Source organism: Mesorhizobium sp. M0001 (assembly GCF_040324255.1).
Classification (GTDB): Bacteria; Pseudomonadota; Alphaproteobacteria; order Rhizobiales; family Rhizobiaceae; genus Mesorhizobium.
Genome location: NZ_JAMYVS010000006.1, coordinates 182,314 through 205,785, shown reverse-complemented (window position 1 = coordinate 205,785; position 23,472 = coordinate 182,314). Strand labels below are relative to the sequence as shown.

30 protein-coding genes are annotated in these 23,472 nt (G+C 63.9%); 13 read left to right on the top strand and 17 right to left on the bottom strand.

What is annotated here, in order from left to right; translation table 11 throughout:
• Window positions 1–3 precede the first annotated feature (3 nt).
• The 4 genes from hemW to rph form a co-directional block, all read right to left on the bottom strand.
• Window positions 4–1,161, bottom strand: coding sequence for a radical SAM family heme chaperone HemW (gene hemW / locus NKK50_RS19060; RefSeq protein WP_352543759.1), 1,158 nt, complete (start codon window positions 1,159–1,161; stop codon window positions 4–6).
• A complete protein-coding gene (gene rdgB, locus NKK50_RS19055; protein ID WP_023692946.1) occupies window positions 1,161–1,808 on the bottom strand; it encodes an RdgB/HAM1 family non-canonical purine NTP pyrophosphatase in 648 nt (215 codons plus the stop codon). Before rdgB ends, hemW begins: the two co-directional genes overlap by 1 nt.
• Window positions 1,808–2,218, bottom strand: a complete 411-nt coding sequence (locus NKK50_RS19050; protein ID WP_023692947.1) for a VOC family protein — start codon at window positions 2,216–2,218, stop codon at window positions 1,808–1,810. The genes rdgB and NKK50_RS19050 overlap by 1 nt, the downstream gene beginning before the upstream one ends.
• Window positions 2,219–2,408: 190 nt before the next feature.
• Window positions 2,409–3,125 carry a ribonuclease PH gene (gene rph, locus NKK50_RS19045; RefSeq protein WP_023726746.1) on the bottom strand — a complete coding sequence of 239 codons (717 nt, stop codon included), beginning with the start codon at window positions 3,123–3,125 and terminating at the stop codon, window positions 2,409–2,411.
• A 155-nt stretch (window positions 3,126–3,280) separates the two neighbouring features.
• Between rph and hrcA the strand changes: the two genes are divergently transcribed.
• The 3 genes from hrcA (at window position 3,281) to NKK50_RS19030 (ending at window position 6,060) form a co-directional block, all read left to right on the top strand.
• Window positions 3,281–4,366, top strand: coding sequence for a heat-inducible transcriptional repressor HrcA (hrcA, locus tag NKK50_RS19040; RefSeq protein WP_023681233.1), 1,086 nt, complete (start codon window positions 3,281–3,283; stop codon window positions 4,364–4,366).
• A 36-nt stretch (window positions 4,367–4,402) separates the two neighbouring features.
• A complete protein-coding gene (locus tag NKK50_RS19035) occupies window positions 4,403–4,603 on the top strand; it encodes a hypothetical protein (protein ID WP_023672050.1) in 201 nt (66 codons plus the stop codon).
• Window positions 4,604–4,710: 107 nt separating this feature from the next.
• Window positions 4,711–6,060 (top strand): PQQ-dependent sugar dehydrogenase, encoded by a 1,350-nt coding sequence (locus NKK50_RS19030; protein WP_352543758.1) that lies wholly within the window; start codon window positions 4,711–4,713, stop codon window positions 6,058–6,060.
• Window positions 6,061–6,084: 24 nt separating this feature from the next.
• Here the strand turns inward: NKK50_RS19030 and NKK50_RS19025 are convergent, their stop codons facing one another.
• Together NKK50_RS19025 and NKK50_RS19020 are read right to left on the bottom strand one after the other, a co-directional pair.
• Window positions 6,085–6,384, bottom strand: a complete 300-nt coding sequence (locus tag NKK50_RS19025) for a hypothetical protein (RefSeq protein ID WP_352543757.1) — start codon at window positions 6,382–6,384, stop codon at window positions 6,085–6,087.
• Window positions 6,385–6,990 (bottom strand): hypothetical protein, encoded by a 606-nt coding sequence (locus NKK50_RS19020; RefSeq protein ID WP_352543756.1) that lies wholly within the window; start codon window positions 6,988–6,990, stop codon window positions 6,385–6,387.
• A 179-nt stretch (window positions 6,991–7,169) separates the two neighbouring features.
• Here NKK50_RS19020 and NKK50_RS19015 point away from each other — a divergent pair, with 179 nt between their 5' ends.
• The 3 genes from NKK50_RS19015 (at window position 7,170) to NKK50_RS19005 (ending at window position 9,766) form a co-directional block, all read left to right on the top strand.
• On the top strand, window positions 7,170–7,787 hold the full coding sequence (locus tag NKK50_RS19015) for a LysE family translocator (RefSeq protein ID WP_023692951.1): 618 nt from the start codon (window positions 7,170–7,172) through the stop codon (window positions 7,785–7,787).
• 177 nt (window positions 7,788–7,964) lie between these two features.
• Window positions 7,965–8,939, top strand: a complete 975-nt coding sequence (gene cysK, locus NKK50_RS19010; protein WP_023672045.1) for a cysteine synthase A — start codon at window positions 7,965–7,967, stop codon at window positions 8,937–8,939.
• A 200-nt stretch (window positions 8,940–9,139) separates the two neighbouring features.
• A complete protein-coding gene (locus NKK50_RS19005) occupies window positions 9,140–9,766 on the top strand; it encodes a glutathione S-transferase family protein (protein ID WP_023755939.1) in 627 nt (208 codons plus the stop codon).
• Window positions 9,767–9,775: 9 nt separating this feature from the next.
• Here the strand turns inward: NKK50_RS19005 and NKK50_RS19000 are convergent, their stop codons facing one another.
• Together NKK50_RS19000 and NKK50_RS18995 are read right to left on the bottom strand one after the other, a co-directional pair.
• Window positions 9,776–11,020 carry an RNA polymerase sigma factor gene (locus NKK50_RS19000; RefSeq protein ID WP_286489111.1) on the bottom strand — a complete coding sequence of 415 codons (1,245 nt, stop codon included), beginning with the start codon at window positions 11,018–11,020 and terminating at the stop codon, window positions 9,776–9,778.
• Between the two features lie 7 nt (window positions 11,021–11,027).
• Window positions 11,028–11,396: a YciI family protein gene (locus tag NKK50_RS18995; RefSeq protein WP_023744856.1), complete on the bottom strand. Its 369-nt coding sequence runs from the start codon at window positions 11,394–11,396 to the stop codon at window positions 11,028–11,030.
• 235 nt (window positions 11,397–11,631) lie between these two features.
• Between NKK50_RS18995 and NKK50_RS18990 the strand changes: the two genes are divergently transcribed.
• Entirely contained in the window at window positions 11,632–12,093 is a 462-nt protein-coding gene (locus NKK50_RS18990) for a RidA family protein (protein ID WP_023755312.1), read from the top strand.
• Here NKK50_RS18990 and NKK50_RS18985 read toward each other — a convergent pair.
• The 3 genes from NKK50_RS18985 to NKK50_RS18975 form a co-directional block, all read right to left on the bottom strand.
• Complete coding sequence (locus tag NKK50_RS18985) at window positions 12,056–12,310, bottom strand: hypothetical protein (RefSeq protein ID WP_023744857.1); 255 nt, start codon at window positions 12,308–12,310, stop codon at window positions 12,056–12,058. The genes NKK50_RS18990 and NKK50_RS18985 overlap by 38 nt on opposite strands.
• A gap of 63 nt (window positions 12,311–12,373) precedes the next feature.
• Window positions 12,374–12,799 carry a thiol-disulfide oxidoreductase DCC family protein gene (locus NKK50_RS18980; RefSeq protein WP_352543755.1) on the bottom strand — a complete coding sequence of 142 codons (426 nt, stop codon included), beginning with the start codon at window positions 12,797–12,799 and terminating at the stop codon, window positions 12,374–12,376.
• Window positions 12,800–12,978: 179 nt separating this feature from the next.
• On the bottom strand, window positions 12,979–13,128 hold the full coding sequence (locus NKK50_RS18975) for a hypothetical protein (RefSeq protein ID WP_352543790.1): 150 nt from the start codon (window positions 13,126–13,128) through the stop codon (window positions 12,979–12,981).
• A gap of 344 nt (window positions 13,129–13,472) precedes the next feature.
• Between NKK50_RS18975 and ku the strand changes: the two genes are divergently transcribed.
• Both ku and ligD read left to right on the top strand, forming a co-directional pair.
• Window positions 13,473–14,339 (top strand): non-homologous end joining protein Ku, encoded by an 867-nt coding sequence (gene ku, locus NKK50_RS18970; protein ID WP_352543754.1) that lies wholly within the window; start codon window positions 13,473–13,475, stop codon window positions 14,337–14,339.
• 11 nt (window positions 14,340–14,350) lie between these two features.
• The gene (gene ligD / locus NKK50_RS18965) at window positions 14,351–16,861 is read left to right on the top strand and encodes a DNA ligase D (protein ID WP_023687542.1); all 2,511 of its coding nucleotides are present in this window, start codon (window positions 14,351–14,353) and stop codon (window positions 16,859–16,861) included.
• A 111-nt stretch (window positions 16,862–16,972) separates the two neighbouring features.
• Here ligD and NKK50_RS18960 read toward each other — a convergent pair whose 3' ends face one another.
• Window positions 16,973–17,647 carry an ArsR/SmtB family transcription factor gene (locus NKK50_RS18960; protein ID WP_023726756.1) on the bottom strand — a complete coding sequence of 225 codons (675 nt, stop codon included), beginning with the start codon at window positions 17,645–17,647 and terminating at the stop codon, window positions 16,973–16,975.
• A gap of 69 nt (window positions 17,648–17,716) precedes the next feature.
• Here NKK50_RS18960 and NKK50_RS18955 point away from each other — a divergent pair, with 69 nt between their 5' ends.
• The 3 genes from NKK50_RS18955 to NKK50_RS18945 all read left to right on the top strand — a co-directional run bounded on the left by NKK50_RS18955 (window position 17,717) and on the right by NKK50_RS18945 (window position 18,703).
• Window positions 17,717–17,920 carry a DUF1127 domain-containing protein gene (locus NKK50_RS18955; protein WP_023726757.1) on the top strand — a complete coding sequence of 68 codons (204 nt, stop codon included), beginning with the start codon at window positions 17,717–17,719 and terminating at the stop codon, window positions 17,918–17,920.
• 85 nt (window positions 17,921–18,005) lie between these two features.
• Window positions 18,006–18,362 carry an NIPSNAP family protein gene (locus NKK50_RS18950; RefSeq protein ID WP_023673248.1) on the top strand — a complete coding sequence of 119 codons (357 nt, stop codon included), beginning with the start codon at window positions 18,006–18,008 and terminating at the stop codon, window positions 18,360–18,362.
• Entirely contained in the window at window positions 18,359–18,703 is a 345-nt protein-coding gene (locus NKK50_RS18945) for an antibiotic biosynthesis monooxygenase family protein (RefSeq protein WP_352500161.1), read from the top strand. The genes NKK50_RS18950 and NKK50_RS18945 overlap by 4 nt, the downstream gene beginning before the upstream one ends.
• Before the next feature lie 159 nt (window positions 18,704–18,862).
• Here NKK50_RS18945 and mbfA read toward each other — a convergent pair whose 3' ends face one another.
• Window positions 18,863–19,846, bottom strand: a complete 984-nt coding sequence (mbfA, locus tag NKK50_RS18940) for an iron exporter MbfA (RefSeq protein WP_023681248.1) — start codon at window positions 19,844–19,846, stop codon at window positions 18,863–18,865.
• Window positions 19,847–20,010: 164 nt separating this feature from the next.
• Here mbfA and NKK50_RS18935 point away from each other — a divergent pair, with 164 nt between their 5' ends.
• Window positions 20,011–20,331 carry a hypothetical protein gene (locus NKK50_RS18935; RefSeq protein ID WP_023692961.1) on the top strand — a complete coding sequence of 107 codons (321 nt, stop codon included), beginning with the start codon at window positions 20,011–20,013 and terminating at the stop codon, window positions 20,329–20,331.
• Between the two features lie 194 nt (window positions 20,332–20,525).
• Here NKK50_RS18935 and NKK50_RS18930 read toward each other — a convergent pair whose 3' ends face one another.
• From NKK50_RS18930 to NKK50_RS18915, 4 genes are all read right to left on the bottom strand, one after another.
• A complete protein-coding gene (locus tag NKK50_RS18930) occupies window positions 20,526–20,897 on the bottom strand; it encodes a hypothetical protein (protein WP_023701920.1) in 372 nt (123 codons plus the stop codon).
• 318 nt (window positions 20,898–21,215) lie between these two features.
• A complete protein-coding gene (locus NKK50_RS18925) occupies window positions 21,216–21,563 on the bottom strand; it encodes a hypothetical protein (RefSeq protein WP_352500160.1) in 348 nt (115 codons plus the stop codon).
• 403 nt (window positions 21,564–21,966) lie between these two features.
• Window positions 21,967–22,212, bottom strand: coding sequence for a hypothetical protein (locus NKK50_RS18920; protein ID WP_352543753.1), 246 nt, complete (start codon window positions 22,210–22,212; stop codon window positions 21,967–21,969).
• Window positions 22,213–22,464: 252 nt separating this feature from the next.
• Entirely contained in the window at window positions 22,465–23,463 is a 999-nt protein-coding gene (locus NKK50_RS18915) for a hypothetical protein (RefSeq protein WP_352543752.1), read from the bottom strand.
• Window positions 23,464–23,472: the final 9 nt, after the last annotated feature.

Here is a 23,472-nt window from a genome sequence, read left to right as displayed (position 1 = left end):
GGCTCACCGCGCCAAATCCGCCACCACGGCATCGAGCACGATCATGCCGGCTGGCGTGGCGCGTAGCCTGGCATTGCCGATCGGCGCCACCAGCCCCTCATCCTGCAGCACGGTCAGCCGGGCGCTCGACAGGCCGCGCCCGGAAAACGCCTCGTAGCGGAAAAGGTCGATGCCTTCGGCCAACCTCAGCCCCATCAGCAGGAACTCGTCGGCCTCTTCGGAGCGCGTCAGGATCTCGCCGCCGGTGACGCCATGGCCCCTGGCCTCCACCAGATTGGCCCAGGTCTCCGGCATCCGCTCGGCGATCGTCACGGTGCGGTGGCCGTTCTCGATAAAGCGGCCATGCGCGCCCGGTCCGACGCCGACATATTCGCCATAGCGCCAATAGGTCAGATTGTGCCGGCTCTCGGCGCCCGGCCTGGCGTGGTTGGAAATCTCATAGGCCGGCAGGCCATGCGCTGCGGTGATCTCCTGCGTCAGCGCATAGAGATCGGCGGCCCGGTCATTATCGGGGATGATGAATTTGTTCGCCGCATGAAGGGCATGGAACGGCGTGCCTTCCTCGATGGTCAGCTGGTAGAGCGACAGATGGTCGGCGGCATGGCCGATCGCCTGTTCGAGCTCCGCCTGCCAGTCATCCAGCGTCTGGCCGGGGCGGGCGTAGATCAGGTCGAAGGAAAGTCTTGGGAATATGTCCCGTGCCAGGCCAATTGCATGCAGCGCCTCGTCGACATTGTGCAGCCGGCCGAGGAAGCGCAGATCCTTGTCGTTCAGCGCCTGCACGCCGAGCGACACACGGTTGACGCCGGCGGCGCGGTAGCCGCGAAATCGCTCGGCCTCGACCGAGGACGGATTGGCTTCCAGCGTCACCTCGATGCCGTCGGGCACCGTCCAGTTCTTCGCCACGGCGTCCAGCACCGCCCCCACCGTCTGCGGCTGCATCAGCGACGGTGTGCCGCCGCCGAGAAAGATACTGGTCACTTCGCGCGGCCCGGTCCGCTCGCTCATGGTCTTCAGCTCGTTCTCGAAGGCGCGGGCAAAGCGCTCCTGGTCGACCGGCTGGTGACGGACATGGCTGTTGAAGTCGCAATACGGGCATTTGGCGGCGCAGAACGGCCAATGGATGTAGACCCCGAAGCCCGGGCTGCGGTCCAGCGACATTAAGCTGAGCCTAACCTGGCGCGGGCGAATTTCTGGAAGGCGCGGGCGCGGTGCGACAGCGCCGTCGGCTGACCGGGCTTCCAGCCGTGTTTTTCCTCAGCGCTCATCTCGCCGAACGTCTTGTCGAAACCGTCGGGCAAAAACACCGGGTCGTAGCCGAAGCCCAGTTCGCCGCGCGGCGGCCACACCAGCGTTCCCTCAGCTTCGCCGCGATAATATTCAGCCTCGCCATTGGGGAAGGCCAGGCAGATGACGGCGACGAACCGCCCCTTGCGCTGCGCTGGCTTGGCGGCGCCGACCTCCTGCAAGGCCACTTCGGTGCGCTGCATGGCCATCCCGAAGTCGCGGCTGCCATCGGGAGCTTCGGCCCAATTGGCGGTGTAGACGCCGGGGGCGCCGTCGAGCGCGTCGACGCACAGGCCCGAATCGTCCGACAGCGCCGGCAGGCCGGTCGCCTTAGCCGCGGCGAAGGCCTTGATGTAGGCGTTTTCCTCGAAGGTGGTGCCGGTCTCCTCCGGTTCCGGCAAGCCGTAGTCCTTGGCCGACTTCGCCTCGAAGCCGAACGGACCCATCAAATCGGCGAATTCGCGCAGCTTGCCTTCATTGTGGCTGGCAACGACGATCTTCTTTCCATCGAGAGAATGCATCAAAGGCCCCAGATCCTTGGCTCGGCGAATTCGATCGAATTGCCCGAGGGGTCGCGTATGTAGATCGAGCGCCCGCCCTGCGGCCATTCGAATTCGCTTTCGATGGCGATGTTTTTCGCCTCAAGTTGCGCCTTCCACTGTGCGAGTTCATCCTCACTTGCGGCAAAGCAGAGATGGCCCTCGCCGACCGTGCCATGCGGCGGCACTTTCAGCCGCGCATCGGGCGCCGGCGGGATTTTGGTGGCTTCGGCGTTGAAGATGAGCAGCACGCCCGGGCCGCAGCGGAAGAAGAGATGGCGGCCGTCGACCTTGCCGAGGAGAGGGAGGCCGAGGACGTTGGAGTAGAAGGCTTCGGCAGCGGCGAGATCCGTGACGTAAAGCGCTGACTCAAGAATAGCGGAGGGTTGCATCAGGCACCCCCCTCTGCCCTGCCGGGCATCCCCCCCGCAAGGGGGGAGATTGGCAGTTCCGCTGGCGGCGTCTCAACGTTGATGGTTGGCGAAAACGGTAGCGACCTCTGATCTCCCCCCTTGCGGGGGAGATGGCCGGCAGGCCAGAGGGGGGTGTGAAGGATCGCCGACGTCATCACGTTAAATTCAATCAGGCCACAGCCATCTGCTGCAAGCTCACCAGCCGCTGAATGCCCTTCTTGGCCAACCCCATCAGCTCCGCGAACTGACCTTCCGAGAACGGCTCGCCCTCGGCGGTGCCCTGGATCTCGACGATGCCGCCCTTGCCGGTCATGACGAAATTGGCGTCGGTGCCGGCAGACGAATCCTCGATATAGTCGAGGTCGATGACCGGCTTGGCGTCGTGGATGCCGCAGGAAATTGCCGCGACATGGTCCTTCAGCACCTTGGCAACACTGGCCATCTGCCGCGCTTCCATCCAGCGCAGGCAATCGTAGAGCGCCACCCAGCCGCCGGTGATCGAGGCCGTGCGGGTGCCGCCATCGGCCTGGATGACGTCGCAGTCGACGGTGATCTGCTGTTCGCCCAGTGCCTGCAGGTCGACAACGGCGCGCAAGGAGCGGCCGATCAGCCGCTGGATTTCGAGCGTGCGGCCGCCTTGCTTGCCGGCCGAGGCTTCACGGCGCATGCGCTCGCCGGTCGAACGCGGCAGCATGCCGTATTCGGCCGTCACCCAGCCCTTGCCGGAATTGCGCATCCAGCCCGGCACCTTTTCCTCCAGGCTCGCCGTGCACAACACATGCGTGTCGCCGAATTTCACCAGGCACGAGCCTTCCGCGTGTTTGGAGACGCCGCGCTCGAAGGAGATGGCGCGCATTTCGTCGGCTTGGCGTTTAGAAGGGCGCATCGAGGCCTCTTTCTGTTCTTTTACGGTTGCGTCGGCGGCTTGTAGACGCATGCAGCCCATGGCGCAAAGGAAAAGGCCGGGCGATCTGGCACAGACGCCGGGTTGCGCGGGGGCGATGGAAGTCTATATCCTTGAGCCGGAGGTTTTTGGCTCGAATGACCAAGGCAGTCACCGAACCCAGTCTGCTGGCGCCCGCGCTGCAATCGCTCGACATGCGTTCGCGCGACATTTTTAGGCGCATCGTCGAATCCTATCTGAAGGACGGTGAGCCTGTGGGATCGCGCAGCCTGTCGCGCATCCTGCCGTCGTCGCTGTCGCCGGCCACCATCCGCAATGTGATGAGCGACCTCGAACATCTCGGCCTGATCTATGCCCCGCATATCTCGGCCGGGCGCCTGCCGACCCAGACCGGCCTGCGCTTCTTCGTCGATGCCTTCATGGAGCTTGGCGATCTCTCCGACGAGGAACGCCGGGTCATCGAGGCGCAGGTGCGCGCCTCCGGCTCGGGCGCGACGCTGGAACACATGCTGACCGAGGCCAGCCAGATGCTGTCGGGCATGTCGCGCGGCGCCGGCCTGGTGCTCGCCACCAAGAACGAGGTGGCGCTGAAGCACATCGAGTTCATCCAACTCGAGCCGACCAAGGCGCTGGCGGTGATGGTGTCGCAGAATGGCGATGTCGAGAACCGCGTCGTCGACCTGCCGGCCGGCATCACCGTCTCGCAGCTGCACGAGGCCTCCAACTTCCTCAACGCCCATATCAGGGGCCGCACGCTCGCCGAGGCGCGCATCGAGATCGCCCGCATCAAGGACGAGACCAGGGCAGCGCTGGACACGCTGTCGCAGGATCTGGTCGAGAAAGGCCTGGCGGTGTGGGCCGGCGCCGATAGCGGCCTGCCGGCGCGCCTTATCGTGCGCGGCCGCGCCAATTTGCTCGAAAACGTCACCGCCCAGGCCGATATCGAATTGCTGCGGCACCTGTTCGAGGATCTGGAGACGCAGGACGGGCTGATCCAGCTGCTCGACCTCGCAGAGGACGGCCCCGGCGTGCGGATCTTCATCGGCTCGGAAAACAAGCTGTTCTCGCTCTCCGGCTCGTCGCTGGTCGTGGCGCCTTACCGCGACAAGGACGCCCGCGTCGTCGGCGCGCTCGGCGTCATCGGCCCGACCAGGCTGAATTATGCCCGCATCGTGCCTATGGTCGACTACACTGCGCAATTGATTACCCGGATGTTAAGATAATTCCGAAGCCGGGATCACCGTAAAGGAGGGCGCAGAATGGCGCTTGAATCGTTCAAGGCCCAGATCAGCATGCTGCTCGAAGAAATGGTCAACCAGCCGGAGGACGAGCACGAAATCCAGGAGCAGCTGCGCGAAAAACTGCGCGAAATGCGCGCCATGGGCTTGCCGCTGCCGGAAGATCTCGTCGCATTGGAAAAGCGTCTCGACGACGATCTCGACGTCGAAGAGGAAAGTTGAGCGGTTCTCTCGTCGAATCTGCGCGCGCGCACGCTTCTCTTTTGCGGCGGCCGCACAATATCTCCCTTGTCGTGACGCGCCGACGGCGCGAGTTCGAGGAGAACAGCATGATCCGGATTGCCGGCTTCGCAGGCCTTGCCCTGCTTCTGGCCACCAGCGCCTTCGCCCAGCAGGCTGATCAACTGCTGCTGACCGGCAAGGACGCTTTCGGCGACTGGAAGGCCGACAAGCCAGGTGTGCGCCGGCTGATTAGGCCGGATGATCTGAAAAGACCCAACATCACCGGATCCGCCTCCAACAGCGCCGGCCTCGGCGATCGGCCCGAGGGCGCGAAGCCCGTCCTGCCGCCTGGGTTTTCGGCCGAACTGGTTGCTTCCGGCATTTCCAATCCGCGGGTCGTGCGCGTGGCGCCGAACGGCGACCTGTTCGTCGCCGACAGCGACGCCAACCAGATCCGCATCTATCGGCTGGCCAAAGGTAGCGCGAAGCCGGCCGAAGAGGGCATTTTTGCCGACAATCTCAACCAGCCCTATGGCATCGCCTTCTACCCGCCTGGCGACAAGCCGCAATGGGTCTACGTCGCCAACAACGACAGCGTGGTCCGCTACGCCTATCGCGACGGCGACCTTAAAGCGTCCGGCGAACCGGAGACGATTGTCTCCGACATCCCTACCGGCGGCCACTGGACCCGCGATATCGCCTTCTCGCCGGACGGGAAGACGCTGTATCTCTCGGTCGGCTCCGGATCGAACGTCGCGGAGGGCATGCAGAAGGCACCGAAGGGCGGCCTTGACGCCTGGGCAAAATCACAGCCACTCGGCGCCACCTGGGGTTCCGAGGATGGCCGTGCCGACGTGCTGGCCTTCGGCCCCGACGGCAAGAATGGCCGCATCCTCGCTACCGGCCTGCGCAATTGCTCGGGCATGACCGTGCAGCCGGCCACCGGCGCGCTGTGGTGTGTCGTCAACGAGCGCGACGGTCTCGGCGACGATGTGCCGTTCGAATATGCCACCTCAGTCAAGGACGGCGCCTTCTATGGCTGGCCCTGGTATTATATCGGCGCCAACGAGGACCCGCGTCACGAGGGCGCGCGCCCAGACCTCGCCGGCTCGGTCACCGTGCCCGACGTGCTGATGCAGGCGCATTCGGCGCCGCTCAACATCGCCTTCTATGACGGCGGCAATTTCCCGGCAGAGTACAAGGGTGACGCCTTCGTCGCCCTGCACGGCTCCTGGAACCGTGGTATGAGGACCGGCTACAAGGTGGTGCGGCTGAGATTCAGCGACGGCAAGCCGACCGGCGAGTACCAGGATTTCATCACCGGCTTCGTCCTCTCCGACGACGCCGTCTGGGGCCGGCCGGTCGGCGTCGCGGTGGCCAAGGACGGCGCGCTTATCGTAACCGAGGATGGCAACGGCACCATCTGGCGCATCACCCATGTCGATGGCCCATCCTGAGCCGGCGAACAGCGCAATCCGGCCCTAATGCACGTCCCGATGGATCACCTTGGGATAGGTATGGATCACCTCGGCCGATGAGACGCGGTCATCAAAACCGGTATCCCTGAGATTGAAGAGGCCGACCGAGCCGAAGGACTTCTTCGCCCCTTGCGCGAAGCGGCCGTCGCTGAAATCGTGTTCGTAAAGCGTCACCGTGACGTGGCCGGCATTGAGCTTCGGCACGTAAACACTGCTGATGGTGTCGTTGGCGACGCCAAGCTGGTTGACGTTGAAGCGATAGAGGTCCTGCACCATGCGCCGGGCCGCATTGCCATTGATCATCTAGTATTCGCGGCGCGATGCGCGGTTCGGGTCGATGAGTTTGAGCGGCGCCTTGCGGCCAAGCCCGAGCCAGTGCTCGAACACCATCACATTGGCGCCCCACGGATAGGGATAGTTGGACTTGTCGATGATGCGTGGCGGGCCATCCTCGGCAATCTCGGCGGTATCGACATAGTCCAGCCATTGCAGCTGGAACGACGCTTCCACGTTGAGGTCGGTACTGCGCGGATCGGCAGGGATGATGCGCCAGTCGGAGACCGGCGGATATTTGGTGTCGAGGTCGATGTAGAATTCGCCTTTGGCGGTGTCGTCGGGGTCTATCTTTTGCGGTCCGTCACGCTCCATCGCCACCAGTCGCACCTTGAACCGGTTGTTGACTACCAGCGGATAGATCATCGGACGAATGGGGTGAGCGCCAGGGTCCCGGCTGTCGGTAAAATATCCAGTCTGCGGAACGACATCGCTATCGCCCTTGTCGAACAGGCTGAAAGCCTGACGCCCCTCGAACCACAGATACCATTCCAGCTCGTGGACGTGACCGCGTGCTTCGGAATAGTTGTTGGGCATCCACTTCATAAGCTGGATGTGAAGTCTTTTGGCTAACATGGGTGCTCCTGCCGTTCGGAGCCATGCGAGATAGCCGACCGCCTTCGAGGCGTAAGTGAACCATCTCTCGCTTTCAGGCGATGATGACCGGCTTTCATGTCCTGCTTGGCGCAATCGAATCCGTTTTGCCGTTGCAGGCTTTTCATGGCATCAGAGTCGTTTCACGAGGTGCGACCGTCATGACCCTCACCGGCTTCCTTGCCTATAGTGCTGCGCTGGGCATCGCCGCCGCCATTCCCGGCCCCGGCGTCACCGCGCTTGTGGCGCGGGCGCTCGGATCCGGCTTCCGCTCGTCGCTGGCGATGTCGTTCGGCCTGATGCTCGGCGACCTCATTTATCTCACCGCGGTGGTGCTCGGCCTTGCCTTTGTCGCGCAAAGCTTCGGCATGGTGTTTCTCGTCATCAAATGGCTGGGCGTCGCCTATCTCGCCTTCCTCGGCTGGCGTTTCTGGACGGCCGGGATCACGCCCGAGACTGTCGAGGCCAGGAAAGGCAAGGGCGGCCTGGTATCGAGCTTCCTTGCCGGCCTCACCGTCACGCTGGGCAACCCGAAGACGATGATCTTCTACCTCGCCATCACGCCGACCATCGTCGACCTGAAGACCATCACGCTCGCCGACTACGGCATCCTGGTCGCGCTCACCGTTATCGTGCTCTTCGTGGTGCTTGTGCCCTATCTGGCGCTGGCCGCCAAGGCGCGCTGGTTCCTGAAATCGCCGCGCGCGCTGAAGGCGCTGAACCGCACCGCCGCTGGCTTCATGGTGGGCGCGGCCGCAGCCATTGCCGCACGTCAGTAGATCGGTTCAGGCAATTCATTCCGCCGATCGGTCCATCCGGAAATGCGGCTTCGGAAGGCAAGCGTTTTCAGCAAGCGGCCCACTCGATATTTTCGGCCGGCAGCCTATCTTGCGCGGGCGAAAGCCTTATTCTGTCCGCCGACGCCAATTGCCTGATCTGATTTGGGAGCGAAACCAATGAACAAGCCTTCCGCGCGCGTGCCCGGCCGCGGCCGTGTCTACAACTCGATCACCGAGACGATCGGCGACACGCCGCTGGTGCGGCTCGACAAGTTCGCCAAGGAGAAGGGCGTCGTTGCCAACCTTCTTGCCAAGCTCGAATTCTTCAATCCGATCGCCTCGGTCAAGGACCGCATCGGCGTTTCGATGATCGAGGCGCTGGAAGCGTCGGGCCGGATCAAACCCGGCAAGACGACGCTGATCGAGCCGACCTCCGGGAATACCGGTATCGCGCTCGCCTTCGCCGCTGCCGCCAAGGGCTACAAGCTGATCCTGACCATGCCCGAAACCATGTCGGTGGAGCGCCGCAAGATGCTGGCGCTGCTCGGCGCCGAACTGGTGCTGACGGAAGGGCCGAAAGGCATGAAGGGCGCCATCGCCAAGGCGGACGAGCTGGCCGCCACCTTGCCCGACGCCGTCATCCCGCAGCAGTTCGAAAACCCGGCCAACCCGGAGATCCACCGCCGCACCACCGCTGAGGAGATCTGGAACGACACCGATGGCGGGGTCGACATCTTCGTCGCCGGCATCGGTACCGGCGGCACGATCACCGGCGTCGGCCAGGTGCTGAAGCAACGCAAGCCCTCGGTGCATGTCGTCGCCGTCGAGCCGGAGGCCTCGCCGGTGCTGTCGGGCGGCCAGCCCGGCCCGCACAAGATCCAGGGCATCGGCGCCGGCTTTGCGCCCAAGATCCTCGACACCTCGATCTATGACGAGATCGTCAAGGTCTCCAACGAGGATTCGGTCGCCAACGCCCGCCTCGTCGCCCGCCTTGAAGGCGTGCCGGTCGGCATCTCGTCGGGCGCTGCCCTGCAGGCCGCCATCGCCGTCGGGTCGCGGCCGGAGAACAAGGGCAAGAACCTAGTGGTGATCATCCCGTCCTTCGCCGAGCGCTATCTGTCGACGATCCTGTTCGACGGGCTGGGGGCTTAACGTCTTAACTGGATAGGCGGCGATCCTTCGCACCCCCCTCTGCCCTGCCGGGCATCGGGGGGTGCTGTCCCTCCGACATCGGAAGTCTCATGGCTGGACCGCAGAAAACCCGGCCGTGGCGTCCGCCACCGGCTTGAGCGGGAGGCGGCTTCAGGGTCAAATCGCCCCGGCCTGCTTCGCGCGGGCAGGGGGAGAATCACATGTACAAGCTTTACACGCGCCCAGGCAGCGGCGGTTTTGTCGTCGAGGCCGCATTGGCGCTGGCAAACGCGCAATTCGACCAGATCGACGTGCCGAAGAAGGATCCGCCGGACCCGGCTTTCCTCGACATCAGCCCGTTGAACCAGGTTCCGGTGCTGACCTTGCCCAACGGTCAATCGATAACCGAATCGGCGGCGATCTGCATCCTGCTTGCCGAGCGCCATCCGGAGGCGGGTCTGGCGCCGGCCGCCGGATCGCCGGATCGCGCCGGTTTCCTGCGCTGGATGGCGTTCATGTCATCGGTGCTCTACCCCGCCATCCTGCGCCTCTACTATGCCCATCGCTACACCACCGATGCCGACGGCAAGAAAGCCGTCAAGCAGGCAGCCATTGCCGAGATGGACCGCGGCTTCGCCATTGTCGATGCAGCCCTCGAGGGGCGCGGCTGGCTGGTCGGCGACGCGATGTCGCTGGCCGACGTCTACCTCGTCATGCTGGTGGCCTGGCACCCCGATATGGACAAGGCGCGAGCCGACTGGCCGAACATCGAACGCTTATGGTCGGCGCTGCGCGCGCATCCGCTGATGAAACGGCTCAACACCACGCATGAGATGTGGCCGGCCTGAACGGACGCTTCAATTTCGCAGGATCGCCCGTTTCGCCTGCAGGAAGCGGCGCACGGCGGGGTCGCGTTCAAGGCCGATCGCCCGGTCATAGGCTTCGACCGCTTGCGCCGCATTGCCGAGCCTGGCCAGCAGGCCGGCGCGAGCGGCCCAATAGGGCTGATAGTCGTTGAGCCGCTTGTCGTCGCCCAGCACGTAGAGCGCCGCCAGTCCTGCCGCCGCCCCTTCGGCCTCGGCAATCGCCACGGCGCGGTTGATCGAAATCACCGGCGAGCCTGATATCGCCGACAGCGCATCGTAGAAGTTACGGATCGCCGCCCAATCGGTTTGGCCGGTCCGTCGCCGCGTCGCATGCACCGATTGTACCGCCGCTTCGAGCTGGTAGCGGCCGATGACGCCCATGGTGGCGGCGTGGCCCAGCAGCGCCTCGGCTTCGTCGATCAGCGCGTGATCCCAAAGACGGCAATCCTGTTCGGCGAGCGGCACATAATCTCCAGCCGCATCGCGCCGCGCCGGGCGGCGCGCCTCGGCAAACAGCATCAGCGCCAGCAGGCCGAGCGCTTCCGGTTCGTCCGGCATCAGCGATGCCACCAGCCGCCCGAGCCAGATGCCTTCGGTCGCCAGATTGCGCGCTCTCGTCTCGGTCCCTGCCGGGTCGGTCCAGCCTTCGGCGAAAGCCGCGTAGATCGCTTCCAGCACCGTTCCCAGCCGCTCGCCGAGTTCGGCGCGATCCGGCACGCGGAACGGAATGCCGATCTCGCGGATGCGGCTCTTGGCGCGCACCAGACGCTGGCCCATCGTCGCCGGCGAAACCAGGAAGGCCGAGGCGATCGTCGCCGCGTCGAAACCCAGAACCGTCTGCAGGATCAGCGGCGCCCGCACGCTGGCTTCGATCGCCGGATGCGCACAGGCAAACATCAGCCTGAGACGTTCGTCGGGAAGGTCTTCGTCTTCCATGCTCGCCTCCATCTCCTCGGCCATCAGCTTGAGATGGTCGCGGCTCGCCTCGCTGGTCAGCCGACGGCGCACCGCGTCGACGCGCCGCCGGCGCGCCACGGCCAGCAGCCATGCTTCCGGCTTGTCGGGCACGCCGGTCTGTGGCCAGCGCTCCAGCGCCGCGGCGAAGGCCTCGGCCAGCGCGTCCTCGGCGCCGGCCACGTCGCGGGTGCGCGCCGCTAGCCAGGCGACCAGCTTGCCGTAACTCTGCCGGGCGGCCGCTTCGGCCGCCGCCCGCGCGATCTCCGGGCGATTGTCCATCACGGTTTCATTTCTTGGGCATGTAGTCGGCCATTTCCCAGATCGGCCGCAACTCGACCGTGCCGGCGCTCGCCGCCGGACAGCGCGCCGCCCACTCGATGGCGGTATCGATATCGGCCGCCTCGATCATGTAGAAGCCGGCAAGCTGCTCCTTGGTGTCGGCATAGGGGCCGTCGATCACGTTGGTCTTGCCGTCTGTGATCCGCACCGAGGTGGTCGCCTGGGTCGGGCGCAACCGTTCGCCGGCGAGCCATGCGCCGGATTTCTTCAACGCTTCGGTATAGGCGGCATATGCTGCGCTCATCTGCTGAGCCTTCTCGATTGGCGTGTTCGCCTGCGCGGCTTCGTCGCTGTTGATCAAAAGCATGTATCGCATGGGTCTTCTCCCGTGGTTTCGAAGGCCGCGTCCTAGCGGGGCCAGACGTATGTCGCGCGGCGGCGGCCGATTTCGACAGGCTTCAGAAAAAACTTTCGCCTCCGCCAGGAGATTTCGCAAGGACCAGATGTTCCTTCGTCTGCTGGCGGATGACCGGCAGCGGACTGGCCGTGGCTCCGCACAGCACTATCCTCTGTCGTTGGCGGGCACGTCACACGAGGCGTGGGAGAAGAGAATGGAACTCGTGACCCACAAGAAATTCAAGAACGGCCGGTTGATGCCATGGGGCAAAGGCACGGTCGTCAGCGGTGCGAAAGGCACCGTCTATCTCTGCGGCAACACCGCGACATCGGCTGACTACGATCCGGCCGGCAAGAAGGGTGGCGGCTTCGCCGGCGATGCCGCGGCGCAGTGGCGGGAAGTTCTCGGCAACATCAAATCGGATCTGGAAGAACTTGGCAGCGGGCTCGACCATCTCATCAGGCTGACCTTTTTCGTCAAAGGGCCATTTCCCGACGGCGGCGTCCTCAGCTCGCCTAATTTTCGTCTCGACGTGCTGGACGCGCTTTTCGCCGAGCATTGTCCGAAGCATTGCAGCGACAACAATCCGCCGCCTTCGGAGGTAATCGGCGTCGCAGCGCTTGCCCAGGCAGACATCGTCATCGAGATCGTCGCCGTCGCGGCGCTGCCGGACTGAGGCGCGAACGAACAGGCCGGCCTTGCGCGACGTCGCCGTTGCGATCGAAGCGCGTCGGCACGAGCGGCGGCGCCGCGCCGGTGCGGGTTTTGCACCAGGCCTCGGCTTTGGCCAGTGAGCGCCCGGCGACGAGCAGGATCAGGCGTGGCTCGCTCTCCAGCAATTGCACGATGCGGCCGCCGAAAATGCCATAGCCGCCAACGACCAGAAGCCTCATGGCGCCGCTCTTTTTGCGTATGTCGTTTTCCCGGAACCGAGGTCACTTTTGGGTGACAGGCGATTAGCCGATCACGCGCGCACGTATCGCGGCGGACAGGATCTCGCAACTGTCCTTGCGGCCGAACATGGCGTAGCGGTTTTTGGCGATGCGTTCGTAGAGCCAGTCACGCAAGGGGCGCGGGATGAGCAGCAGGGCCTTCGCCGCCCGCCACGGCCAGCCGAGTTCGGCCATCACCGCGATGAAACTGTCCAGCCGCATGAAGGGAGCGCCGCCGACAAGGACCAGATTGGTCTCGTAGCTGTCGGTGCGCAGCCCGTATCTCTGGAACAGCGCCTCGCCCAAGGGCGACTGCGCCGTGGCGAAGCGGAAGCGGTTTTTGCGGTCGAGCCCGACCACCGTGCGTACGAAGCCCGAGCACAGCACGCAGACGCCGTCGAAAACGATCAATGGTTGGCTGGCATCGAAGGGTTCAGGAGAAGAAGTCACGGGACGTCCGGCAGCTTGTGTCTTCAGACACTAAGCCCGCCGGCAGCGGGATCAAAGCCGCGGCGTTGTCGCACGGCTTCTCGCGGCCAGCGCGGGGCGCTCGGCGCGATAGGTGGTTGCGCGGGGATCGGCCTCCGGTCTGCAGATCCGGCTGTCGTGACGCGTTTCGAATGTCATGATCAATGCGCGCCGAGCGAGCTGCCGCGACGGGCGCAGGCCGGACCCGGGCCGCGCATGTAGTAGCGCTCCGGCCGATAGGTCGGCGCGATGAACTCACGGATGGCGGCGGCATAGCTGGCGATGTGGCCCCAGAATTTCATTTTACTCAAGTCCCTGTCCCGATTTCGGATGTCCCGTCCGATTGCGGGGATCATAGCGTCGAGGCGTGAATAGTCGGTGAACACGATGTTAATCTTTGGTCGAAAACCCCATGCTTCGTGGCCGGAATGCGGCTGTTTGGGGGTCTTTCGGTGTGGTTCGTCGCCATTTCCGGCATTGTGACTTTTGCATCACATATGTTTCGTATGGATGTCGCTTGAGCGCGGTTCTGTTTCAGATTTGGCGAGCCTCTCGAAATTTCCATGCTCGCTGCCGAAATGCCCCTGGCTGCGCGCCCGGAACCGGAACGGGCCTTGCCCGTTCTCGCTTGAACCGCATCGCGCAGGAGTTCGCCATGGCACCTCGCCCCGCCTGGAAGGGCTATCTGAAACTGTCGCTGGTCACCTGCGCTGTCGAACTGACCAACGTCGTCACCCACGCCGAAAAAGTTTCGTTCCGGGTGCTCAACCGCAAGACCGGCAACACGGTCAAGCGCATCTATGTCGATTCTGAAACCGGCAAGCCGCTGGGCGATGGCGACGAGATCAGGGGCTATGAGGTGAGCCCCGGTGAGTTCGTCTATGTCGAGGACGAAGAGATCGAAGCGGTGCAGATCGAGTCCTCGCACACGATGGCGCTGGATGGCTTCGTCGACAAAGCCTCGATAGAGCAGATCTATCTCGACACGCCCTATTATGTCACGCCCGCCGACAAGGTGTCGGAGGAGGCCTTTGCCGTCATCCGCGATGCCATGGCGGACAAGAAGATGGCCGGGCTGGCGCGCGTCGTGCTCTATAGCCGCGAGCGGCCCGTGGTCATCGAGCCGCGCGGCAAAGGCATGGTGCTGATCACCTTGCGCTACGGCAACACGGTGCGGGAGCCGGAGAGCATCTTCGGCGACATCAAGGCGGTGAAGACCGACCAGGAGATGACCGATATGGCCGAACGCATCATCGACAAGAAGAAGGGGAAGTTCGATCCGTCGACATTCGAGGACAAGTTTGAGGACGCGCTGCTCGAACTGATCCGCGCCAAGAAGGCCGGAAAGAAGGCTCCGAAAGCGCAGGCCGCGCCCAAGCCGTCCAATGTCGTCAATCTGTTCGACGCGCTGAAGAAGAGCCTGTCCGATGGCGGCCAGGCGGAAGTCTCGGCGAAGAAGGCCAAGCCGGCGGCAAAAAGCGGCAAGGCGAAAGCTTCTGCGCCCAAGCGCAAGTCGGCTTGAGGGTCGGCGCCGTGGCCAGCCTCGAACAATATCAGTCCAAGCGCGATTTCAAGAAGACGGCCGAGCCGGGGGGCAAGGTCGCGCGCGGCAAGCAGCCCGGCGGCATCTTCGTCGTCCAGAAGCACGACGCGACCAGGCTGCACTATGATTTCCGCCTCGAGCATGAGGGCGTGTTGTGGAGCTGGGCGGTGACGCGAGGCCCGAGCCTCGACCCGCACGAAAAGCGGCTGGCCGTGCATGTCGAGGACCACCCGATCGACTATGCCGGCTTCGAGGGCACCATTCCCAAGGGCGAGTATGGCGGCGGCACCGTCATCGTCTGGGACGAAGGCACATGGACGCCAGAGATCGACCCCGCCAAGGCGATGAAGAAGGGCCATATCGACTTCGAACTCAACGGCCAGAAGCTGAATGGGCGGTGGCATCTGGTCAGGTTAAGACCCCGCCCTGGCGAAAAGCGCGACAACTGGCTGCTGATCAAATCCGACGATGCCGCCGCCCGCCCCGGCGAGGATATCCTGAAGGACGCACCGAAATCGGTGAAGTCCGGCCTGACCATCGAAGAGGTCGCGGAAGGCAAGACCGCCGACGGCAAGAAGCCGAAGGTCTGGCACTCCAACAAGCCTGCGGCATCCAGCAAGGCGAAAGCCGGCAAGCGCCTCGACTTCGTCGAGCCGCAACTGGCGACGCTGGAGCGCGAGGCGCCGCCCGGCGAGGACTGGCTGCATGAGGTCAAATTCGACGGCTACCGCATGCAGGCGCAGATCGCCGGCACGGAGGTGCGGCTGCTGACCCGCACCGGCCTCGACTGGACGGAGAAATTCGGCCCTGAGATCGTCGCGGAACTGGCCCAGCTGAAATGCAGCGACGCCATCATCGACGGCGAGATCGTCGTGCTCGCCGACAGCGGCGTTTCGTCTTTCTCGCTGCTTCAGCAGGATCTCTCCGCCAATCGAACCGACCGCTTCACCTACTATGTGTTCGACCTTATGCGGCTTGACGGCAACGATTTGCGCCGCGAGCCGCTGGTCGAGCGCAAGCAGGCGCTGCAGGAGCTGCTCGGCGAGACGGCCGAAAATGCCCCCGTCCGCTTCAGCGACCATTTCGCCGAGCCCGGCAAGATCATGCTGCAGCACGCCTGCCGCATGGGCCTTGAAGGCATCGTCTCCAAGCGCGCCGATGCGCCCTACCGCAGCGGCCGTGGCCCAAGCTGGGTGAAGTCGAAATGCACGGCCCGCCAGGAATTCGTGATCGGCGGGTATCTGCCCTCGGACAAGACCGGCCGCGGCCTGCGTTCGCTGCTGGTCGGCTACCACGAGGGCGGCAAGCTCCACTATGCCGGCCGCGTCGGCACGGGCTTCACAGCCAGGAGCGCCACCGATTTGAAGAAAAAACTCGATGCGCTGAAGGCAGACGCCTCGCCGTTTGCCGCCGCGGTGCCAAAGGGCAAGGGTTTGGTCTGGGTCAGGCCCGAACTTGTCGGCGAAGTGGAGTTCCGCAGCTGGACCTCGGACCGTATAATACGCCACGCGTCGTTCCAGGGACTGCGCGAGGACAAGCCGGCGGAGGAAGTCGTGCAGGAAAAGCCATCGAAGGCGGCAAACAAGGCAAAGCCGGCGGCAGGCGGCGCCGGCAAGGCCGCCGGGGCTAAGGCGCCCGCGACGATCACGACCAGCGTAAAACTATCCCATCCTGACAAGCTGCTGTGGCCCGAGGAAAAAATATCCAAGCAGGACTTGCTCGAACACTACGCGCTGGTCTGGCCGCGCATGGAGCAGTTCATCGTCAACCGGCCGCTCAGCCTGGTCAGGGCGCCGGATGGCATCGGCGGTCCGCGCTTCTTCCAGAAACATGCTTCGGCCGGCATGAGCGACAAGATTGCCCGCATGAAGGACCCGACCGATGGCGAGGAAATCCTGTTCATCCGCGATTTCGACGGCCTTGCCGCTCTGGTCCAGTACGGCGTGGTCGAGGTCCACATCTGGGGCTGCAAGATCGATGAGCTGGAAAAGCCGGATCAGATCATCTTCGATCTCGATCCCGACGAAGGCGTCGACGTCAAGGCGGTGCGCGAGGCCGCGCTCGACATCAGAGGCAAGCTCGACGATCTGTCGCTGCCGAATTTCGTCAAGCCGTCAGGCGGCAAGGGCTATCACGTGCTGGTGCCGCTGAAGCCGTCGGCGGATTGGGAGGCGGTCAAAACCTTCTCGCATGATTTCGCCAAGGCGCTGGAGCAGGCCGCGCCCGACCGCTACACGGCGACGCTGTCGAAAAAGGCGCGCACCGGAAAAATCTTCGTCGACTATCTGCGCAATGGCAGGGGCTCGACCACCGTCGCGCCCTACTCTTCCCGCGCCAAGAAGGGCGCGACGGTCTCGGTACCGGTGACGTGGGCGGAGGTTGAGAAGGGGCTAGCGCCGAATTCCTTCCCGATCGGCGACAAGACGACGCTGAAGGAATTGGAGAAGGCCGATCCGTGGGCGGATTTCTTCGAGCAGGCGAAGGTGCTGAAGCGGGGGTGAGCGTCGCGCGCCTCACCTGCTACGCAAGCGTTCCGTCACACCCCCCTCTGTCCGGCAGGCCAGAGGGGGGTGCTGTCCCGCCAGCGTCGCCCAATTAGCGCCGCCGAACCTCTACGCCAAAAACACCCGCTCGAACGCCTGCTTCCCCGGCGGTGAAAACACCACCGCGCGGCTGTCCTTCTCCCGCCTTGCCCATTTCTCCGACAGGATCTTGTCCAGAATAGCCGCGCCGAGCGTTCCCGCGAGGTGCGAGCGGCGCACGCTCCAGTCGAGACAGGCGCGGCAGACCGGCCGGCGCGGCTTGGCGCCGACATCGATGCCGATGGCCGAAAAATGCGAGGCTGCTGCTGGCCCCAGCCTGATCTCAATGTCGTCGCGCAACAGGATGCCGCGCGCGACGAGCCGGTCCAGCATCGCCACCGCCTGCTCGCCGGCGAGGTGGTCGTAGCAGACGCGGGCGACGCGCATGGCGCCGTCGCGCGGGCCGGGCCGCACGCGCTTGGGACCGACTGCTTCGGCCACCCCGGTGATGGCCTCGATCATGCCGGCCACCTGCGGCCCTGCGAGGCCGTAATAGCGATGCCGTCCCTGGCTGGCCAAAGTTAAAAGCCCGCCCTCCATCAGTTTCGACAGATGCGAGGACGCGGTCGGCAGCGACACGCCGGCCTCCAGCGCCAGTTCGCTCGCCGTGAAAGCCGTGCCTCCCATCAGCGCATTCAGCATGTTTGCCCGCGCCGGATCGCCGACCAGGCTGGCGATGCGGGCAATGTCGGGCCCTTCACGCATAGTTAGGTCTCCATCGAAGCATTCTCGTCAGATAAGCATTATTGTCGGGCGGGATCAAGGAGAACGCCGATGCCAACCGCTTCCGTCCCACTCGCCAGCCGCCGGCCGTTCCCGTTCGTCACCTGGCTGCAACGGCGGCTTCTCGCCCGCTGGTACGACCGCCATCTGCAGCGGCTAGACCTCGCGGAGGTCGACGACCATCTGCTGCGCGATCTCGGCCTGACCCGTGAGGATGTGCGCCGCGAATGCGCAAAATCCTTCTGGCAGGCCTGACCGCCAGCGCTTTTGCTTAGCAGACCCTGCGGCACAACGTTTCGACGCCGCTCGAACTATCGATGCGAAACCCAAGGAGATCACGATGACCATCACCTGCTTCATCCGCTATGAGATCGACCCGTTCGGCAAGCCGGCCTTCGAGCAATATGCCAAGGCCTGGGGCCAGGCGATCCCGCGCTGCGGCGCCGATCTGATCGGCTACTACGCCCCGCATGAGGGCTCGGCCACCACCGCCTACGCCGCCTACAACATCGACAGCCTCGCCGCCTATGAGGCCTACCGCGCCCGTCTCGCCGCCGATCCCGCCGGCAAGGCCAATTACGAATTCGCCCGCCGCGAAAAGTTCATCTTGAAAGAGGACCGCATCTTCCTGAAGCTGGTGTCGGGGCCGCATGGACCGCGGCAGCTGTTCCAGACCGCGGTCAAGGAGGAGATATGATCGCTGTCATCTTCGAGGTGCAACCGGCTGAGGGAAAGCGCGATGCCTATCTCGGCATCGCCGCGGAACTCAGGCCGCTGCTCGACGGCATAGACGGTTTCATCTCGATCGAGCGCTTCCAGAGCTTGGTCGACCCGAACCGCGTGCTGTCGCTGTCCTTCTGGCGCGACGAGGAAGCGGTGAAAGCCTGGCGCAACACGGAAGAGCACCGGCAGGCGCAAAAGGCCGGCCGTGGCGGAATCTTCGGCGGCTACCGGCTGCGGATTGCGCATGTGGTGCGGGACTATGGGCTGACGGAGCGGGATGGAGCGCCGGCGGACAGCCGGGCGGTGAATGGGTGACTATGTATCGGCGTCGCGCCAGGCCCCCTCATCCGGCCGCTCGCGGCCACCTTCTCCCCGCTGGGGAGAAGAGACTGGCGCAGGCTTCGAAAATCTCCTCTCCCCTCGGGGAGAGGTCAGCCGAGCGAAGCGGAGGCTGGGTGAGGGGGCGCTTGGCGCTCACGCATTCCCGATCAGCACCCCGGCCGCAAACACCAGCGCCCCACCCAGCACCACCTGAAACGCCGCGCGCAGGAACGGGGTCTGCATGTAGCGGTTCTGGACGAAGGCGATTGCCCACAATTCGAAGAACACCACCACGGCCGCCACCGCCGTCGCCGTCCAGAAATGCGGGATGATGTAAGGCAGCGCGTGGCCGAGGCCTCCCAGCGTCGTCATGATGCCGACGGTGAGGCCGCGCTTGATCGGCGAGCCACGCCCCGACAGCTTGCCGTCGTCCGAAGCGACTTCGGTAAAGCCCATCGAGATGCCGGCGCCGATCGAGGCGGCGAGGCCAACCAGCAGCGTCTGCCAGGTGTCGTGCGTGGCAAACGCCGCGGCAAAGATCGGCGCCAGTGTCGACACCGAGCCATCCATCAGCCCGGCCAGTCCCGGCTGCACATAGGTCAGGATGAACTGGCGCTGCTCGGCGCTGGCTTCCTCGTCCTTCACCTCGCCCGGCACGAGTTTCTGTTCCAGCCGATGCGCCGAATTCTCATGGCTTTGCTCGGCCGCGGCCAGGTCGCCGAGCAGTTTCCGCGTCGAGGCATCGCCGGTGCGCTTGGCCGCCTCGACATAGAAGCGATAGGCCTGCCGCTCCATCTCTTCGGCTTGGCGCCGCACATGCTCGATGCCGAGCGGCCGCACCAGCCAGTCGGGCTTGCGCTCGTAATAGCCTTTCACGTGCTCGCGGCGCAGCAGCGGAATGCGCTCGCCGAAACGCTTGCGGTAAAGCTCGATCAGGGAATCGCGATGGCCGTCCTCCTCCTCCGCCATCGCCTCGAACACTTTCGCCGATTGCGGAAAACTGTCCGCCAGCCCGTCGGCATAGGCGCGGTAGATGCGCCCGTCATCCTCTTCGGATGAAATTGCCAGCGCCAGGATCTCCTGTTCCGACAGCGTTTCGAAAGGACGGCGACCGAAACCGAAGACACGGGAAAGCATGAGAAATTCACCCCAGTTTAGAACAATTCTAAACTAGGCGCTGCAATCTCCGCGGTCAATCACCGGTCAAGAAATGTTGAAGCGCCGGATTGCAACGCGCCCTTCATTATCGGCAAATGTTCACCTATATCGGTCGCGACACGCAAGCGAAAGGCATGAGCAAGATGACGGCAAAGCCGCACGACCACTTCGATCCGAAACCCGTCCTCGATCTGATCGCCAGCATCGAGGCCGATTTGCAGCGGCTGAAAGGCCTGGTCGAACAGCAAGTCGAAAAATTCGACCCCGCCAATCCGCACAACAAGGCGCCCGACGGCAAGCTGACCGAGGAGGGCGTCGAATGCTGCTACCGCCTGTTCGACGAAGGCAAGTCGCGCTATTCGGTCGCCCAGCAGATGAAGATCTCGTTTGCCGCCGCCACGCACCGGTTCAATTCCTGGCGCAAGGCGGGCGGGCCGAAGCGGCAGAGGGCGTTGATGGGATAATTGGCGAAAGCCGAAGCGACATCTGATCTCCCCCCTTGAGGGGGAGATGCCTGGCAAGGCAGAGGGGGTCGGTCCGACCGGGCTCGACGTCCTGCGCGGCAGATGGAGGGCTAGCGCTTCACGCGCGGCGACCCCCTCTGTCGCCTTCGGCGACATCTCCCCCTCGAGGGGGGAGATTAGCAGCTTCGCCCGCCCTACGGCGTCAGTTCAATCTCTTCCGTCTCGCCGCCATTGCAGGTGTAGCAGCAATCCTCGCATCTTTCCTTGTTGTTGGGGCCGACGCCCCAATAGGTTCCCTCGTCGCCGTCGACCCAGGCGCCGTAGCAGATGGACTCGCCCTCGTCGCACGAGACCGGGATCTGCTTGGTCTCGCCGTCGTCGAGATAAAAATCCTTGTCGTTGCCCGGCCAGACATAGTCGCGGTCCTGGCTGTAGAGCTCGAGGCGCATGGCGTTGGGATGGCTGTTCTTGACGGCGAAGGTGATGTCGGCGGCGTGCGCGGCCGGCGCAAACAGCGCGGCCAGCGAGAGCGCGACGACGATGCGGCGCAGACAAGTGAAAGACATGGTGTTCCCCCGAGGCAAATCGGCCCCCCGGCCGAGGGAATCAGCATCGCATGATGGCGGCGGAGATTGAAGGGCGGGGCGTGACTGATTTTGGGGGGATTGGGAGAGGTTGGTGGAGCTGCTGATCTCCCCCCTCGTGGGGGAGATGCCTGGCAAGGCAGAGGGGGGCGCTGTCCCGCCGACCTCTCATTCCTGCAGCCGCGCCATTTCAATTTTAGGCTTGCTGATCCATACGCTGGCGATCCTTCGCGCCCCCCTCTGTCCTGCCGGACATCTCCCCCACGAGGGGGGAGATCAGCAGCTTCGGCGCCCCGCCCCTCACTCCACCAGATCGATCGTCTCCGTCGTCTTCTCCACGCAGATGAAACAGCACGTATCGCATGGCTGGTCATTATCCGGCCCGACCCCGGCGGAGACCGCATCATTGCCGTTGACCCAGGCGCCGTAGCAGATGTTTTCTCCCGGATTGCACGAGATCGGCACCGATTTCTGCGAGCTCGGCTCGATCAGAAACACCTGACCACCACCCGGCCACGACATCTTGCGGTCACGGCTGAACAGCTCCACCGCCACCGCCTGGCTGCGCAGGTTCTTGACGAAGAACGCCATATCGGCGGCGTGCGCCGGCGTGGCGATGAGGAGGGCGGCAAGGGTGAGGCGGAGCATGGCGGGGTCCCGAATCGGAGACGGGAACTAGAGCATGAGCGGAGAAGCGACGCGAGGCGGTCGAGCGGGTAATCTCCCTCCTTGAGGGGGAGATGGCCGGCAGGCCAGAGGGGGTCGGTCCGACCGGGCTCTACCTTGTTGCCTTGTTGCGGCAGATCGAGGTTAGCGCTTCACGCGAGGCGACCCCCTCTGTCGCCTTCGGCGACATCTCCCCCTCGAGGGGGGAGATTAGCGCCCCACCTTCACCCTGCGGCGCCAGCCGTCGGATCGCGTCAATCACCTCGGCGACTTCAGCAACGTCCAGATCCAGCCGACAAAGGTCAGCACCAGGAACGGATAGCCGACGGCGGGCAGCGGCGCCGAGGTGGGCAGCAACGGCGCGCCCTACAGCACCAGGCCACCGTCACGACAAACAGGATGGCGCGCCGGTGAGCCGCATCCACAGGGCAAAAGTGTTCGCCGTGCCGATGAGGACGAGCGCTGCCGCCCACAGCGAGATGCCGCCGACATAGGAGGGCAACGCTGTCCTCCAGCCCACCGCATTGCCGGCCATGATCAAGCTCTCGCCGGCAAGAAAGGGGAGGAATCCGGCCGCGACGCAGTCATTGCCCAGCCGCTGGTATTTCATGGTCAGAAGTGCTGATGCCACCACGAGCGCCACGCCGTCGATCGCCCAGCGCGTTTCGCGCAGTGAAACGCTGGCGACGAAAGTGCCGCTAGGCCGAAGGCACCGCCTATGGCGAGGTCGATCGCGGCGACGGTGTCTGAGGTGGTGCGCATGGGATGTTTCCCAAGTTGGTGGAGGATGCGTCAGGGTTGGCCGTTGGTGAAGGGCGCTGACGAGCCCGCTGGTTCATGCGAATGGCGTTACCGCGTAGTTGCTGCTCCTGCGGTCGGTTTTCTACCAAGGCGGCTCAAGCCAATCCTCGATCGGGACGTCAAAGTCCTCGTCCTGTCCGGCAGACCGTCGGCGAACTCGGGCAGCGAATTCGTGATACGCCATTTCTCCGAAAGCAAAAGGTGCAATCAAGTCTTTGTACTCGTCGAAGCGTGCCCTCGCCTCGGGAATTACCTTTGGAAGGTTTGTACCGATAAATTTGACTAGCGGACCATCAGGCTCGTTTCCTAGCGAGATGTCGGCATATCCGAGTATTCTTTTGTGTCGCGCATTTGCTGCCAATTCAGAATCCGAGGTAGGGTACCTTTGACGTAAGGTTTCCCATGTAATCAGCCCGCATTGCCGAAACAAATATCCCGTAACATACGGGATACGTCTTGCTATCAGAACAGGTACGATGTCCAGCAGGCAACATTTTCTCAAAAGCTCTAATAATTCATCCTGCTGTGGGTACACCCATGGGCGAGTATTCTTTACCTCTATACCAGCCCAGAAACTCTTCTCGCGTACAAGGAAGTCTAGTTTCTGTTTTCCTGGAAGATACCGGCCGCCTATGTGGGAAGGGGGCTCTTCCTTTTTGTAAAGAGTGCTGTCATCGTGCTCGTCGAGATCGATAAACCGACCAAAGTAGTCTAAGTCTGCTCCCTTCTCCAGCGCTCGTTGGACAGATATTTCAAGCGTCTGCCCCATACGTTTGGTGAATCGCTCGTCTGCGACCCGCAGGTATGTAGGCTCCTGTTCTGCCAACCTCTGCCCTATCTCTTCTTCCGAGGCGTCGGGCAGGTGGTACCAAGCCACACCATGGATGTTGCGTGCAGCCAAGAAGCCTTTCTCAACGAGTTCGTTTCGCGCTTCGGTGATTAGGTGAGGGTTGACACGCTGACCGTAAGGTCCAGCCACAGCGATCTTTTGTTCGAGGGTACGAGCGAGTGCGATGCCGTGCGCGGAGGTCACGCTAACGAGCCGTGTTTTGGCTGTTTCGAGGTGCCCTGCGCGGGACATAGAGGCGGT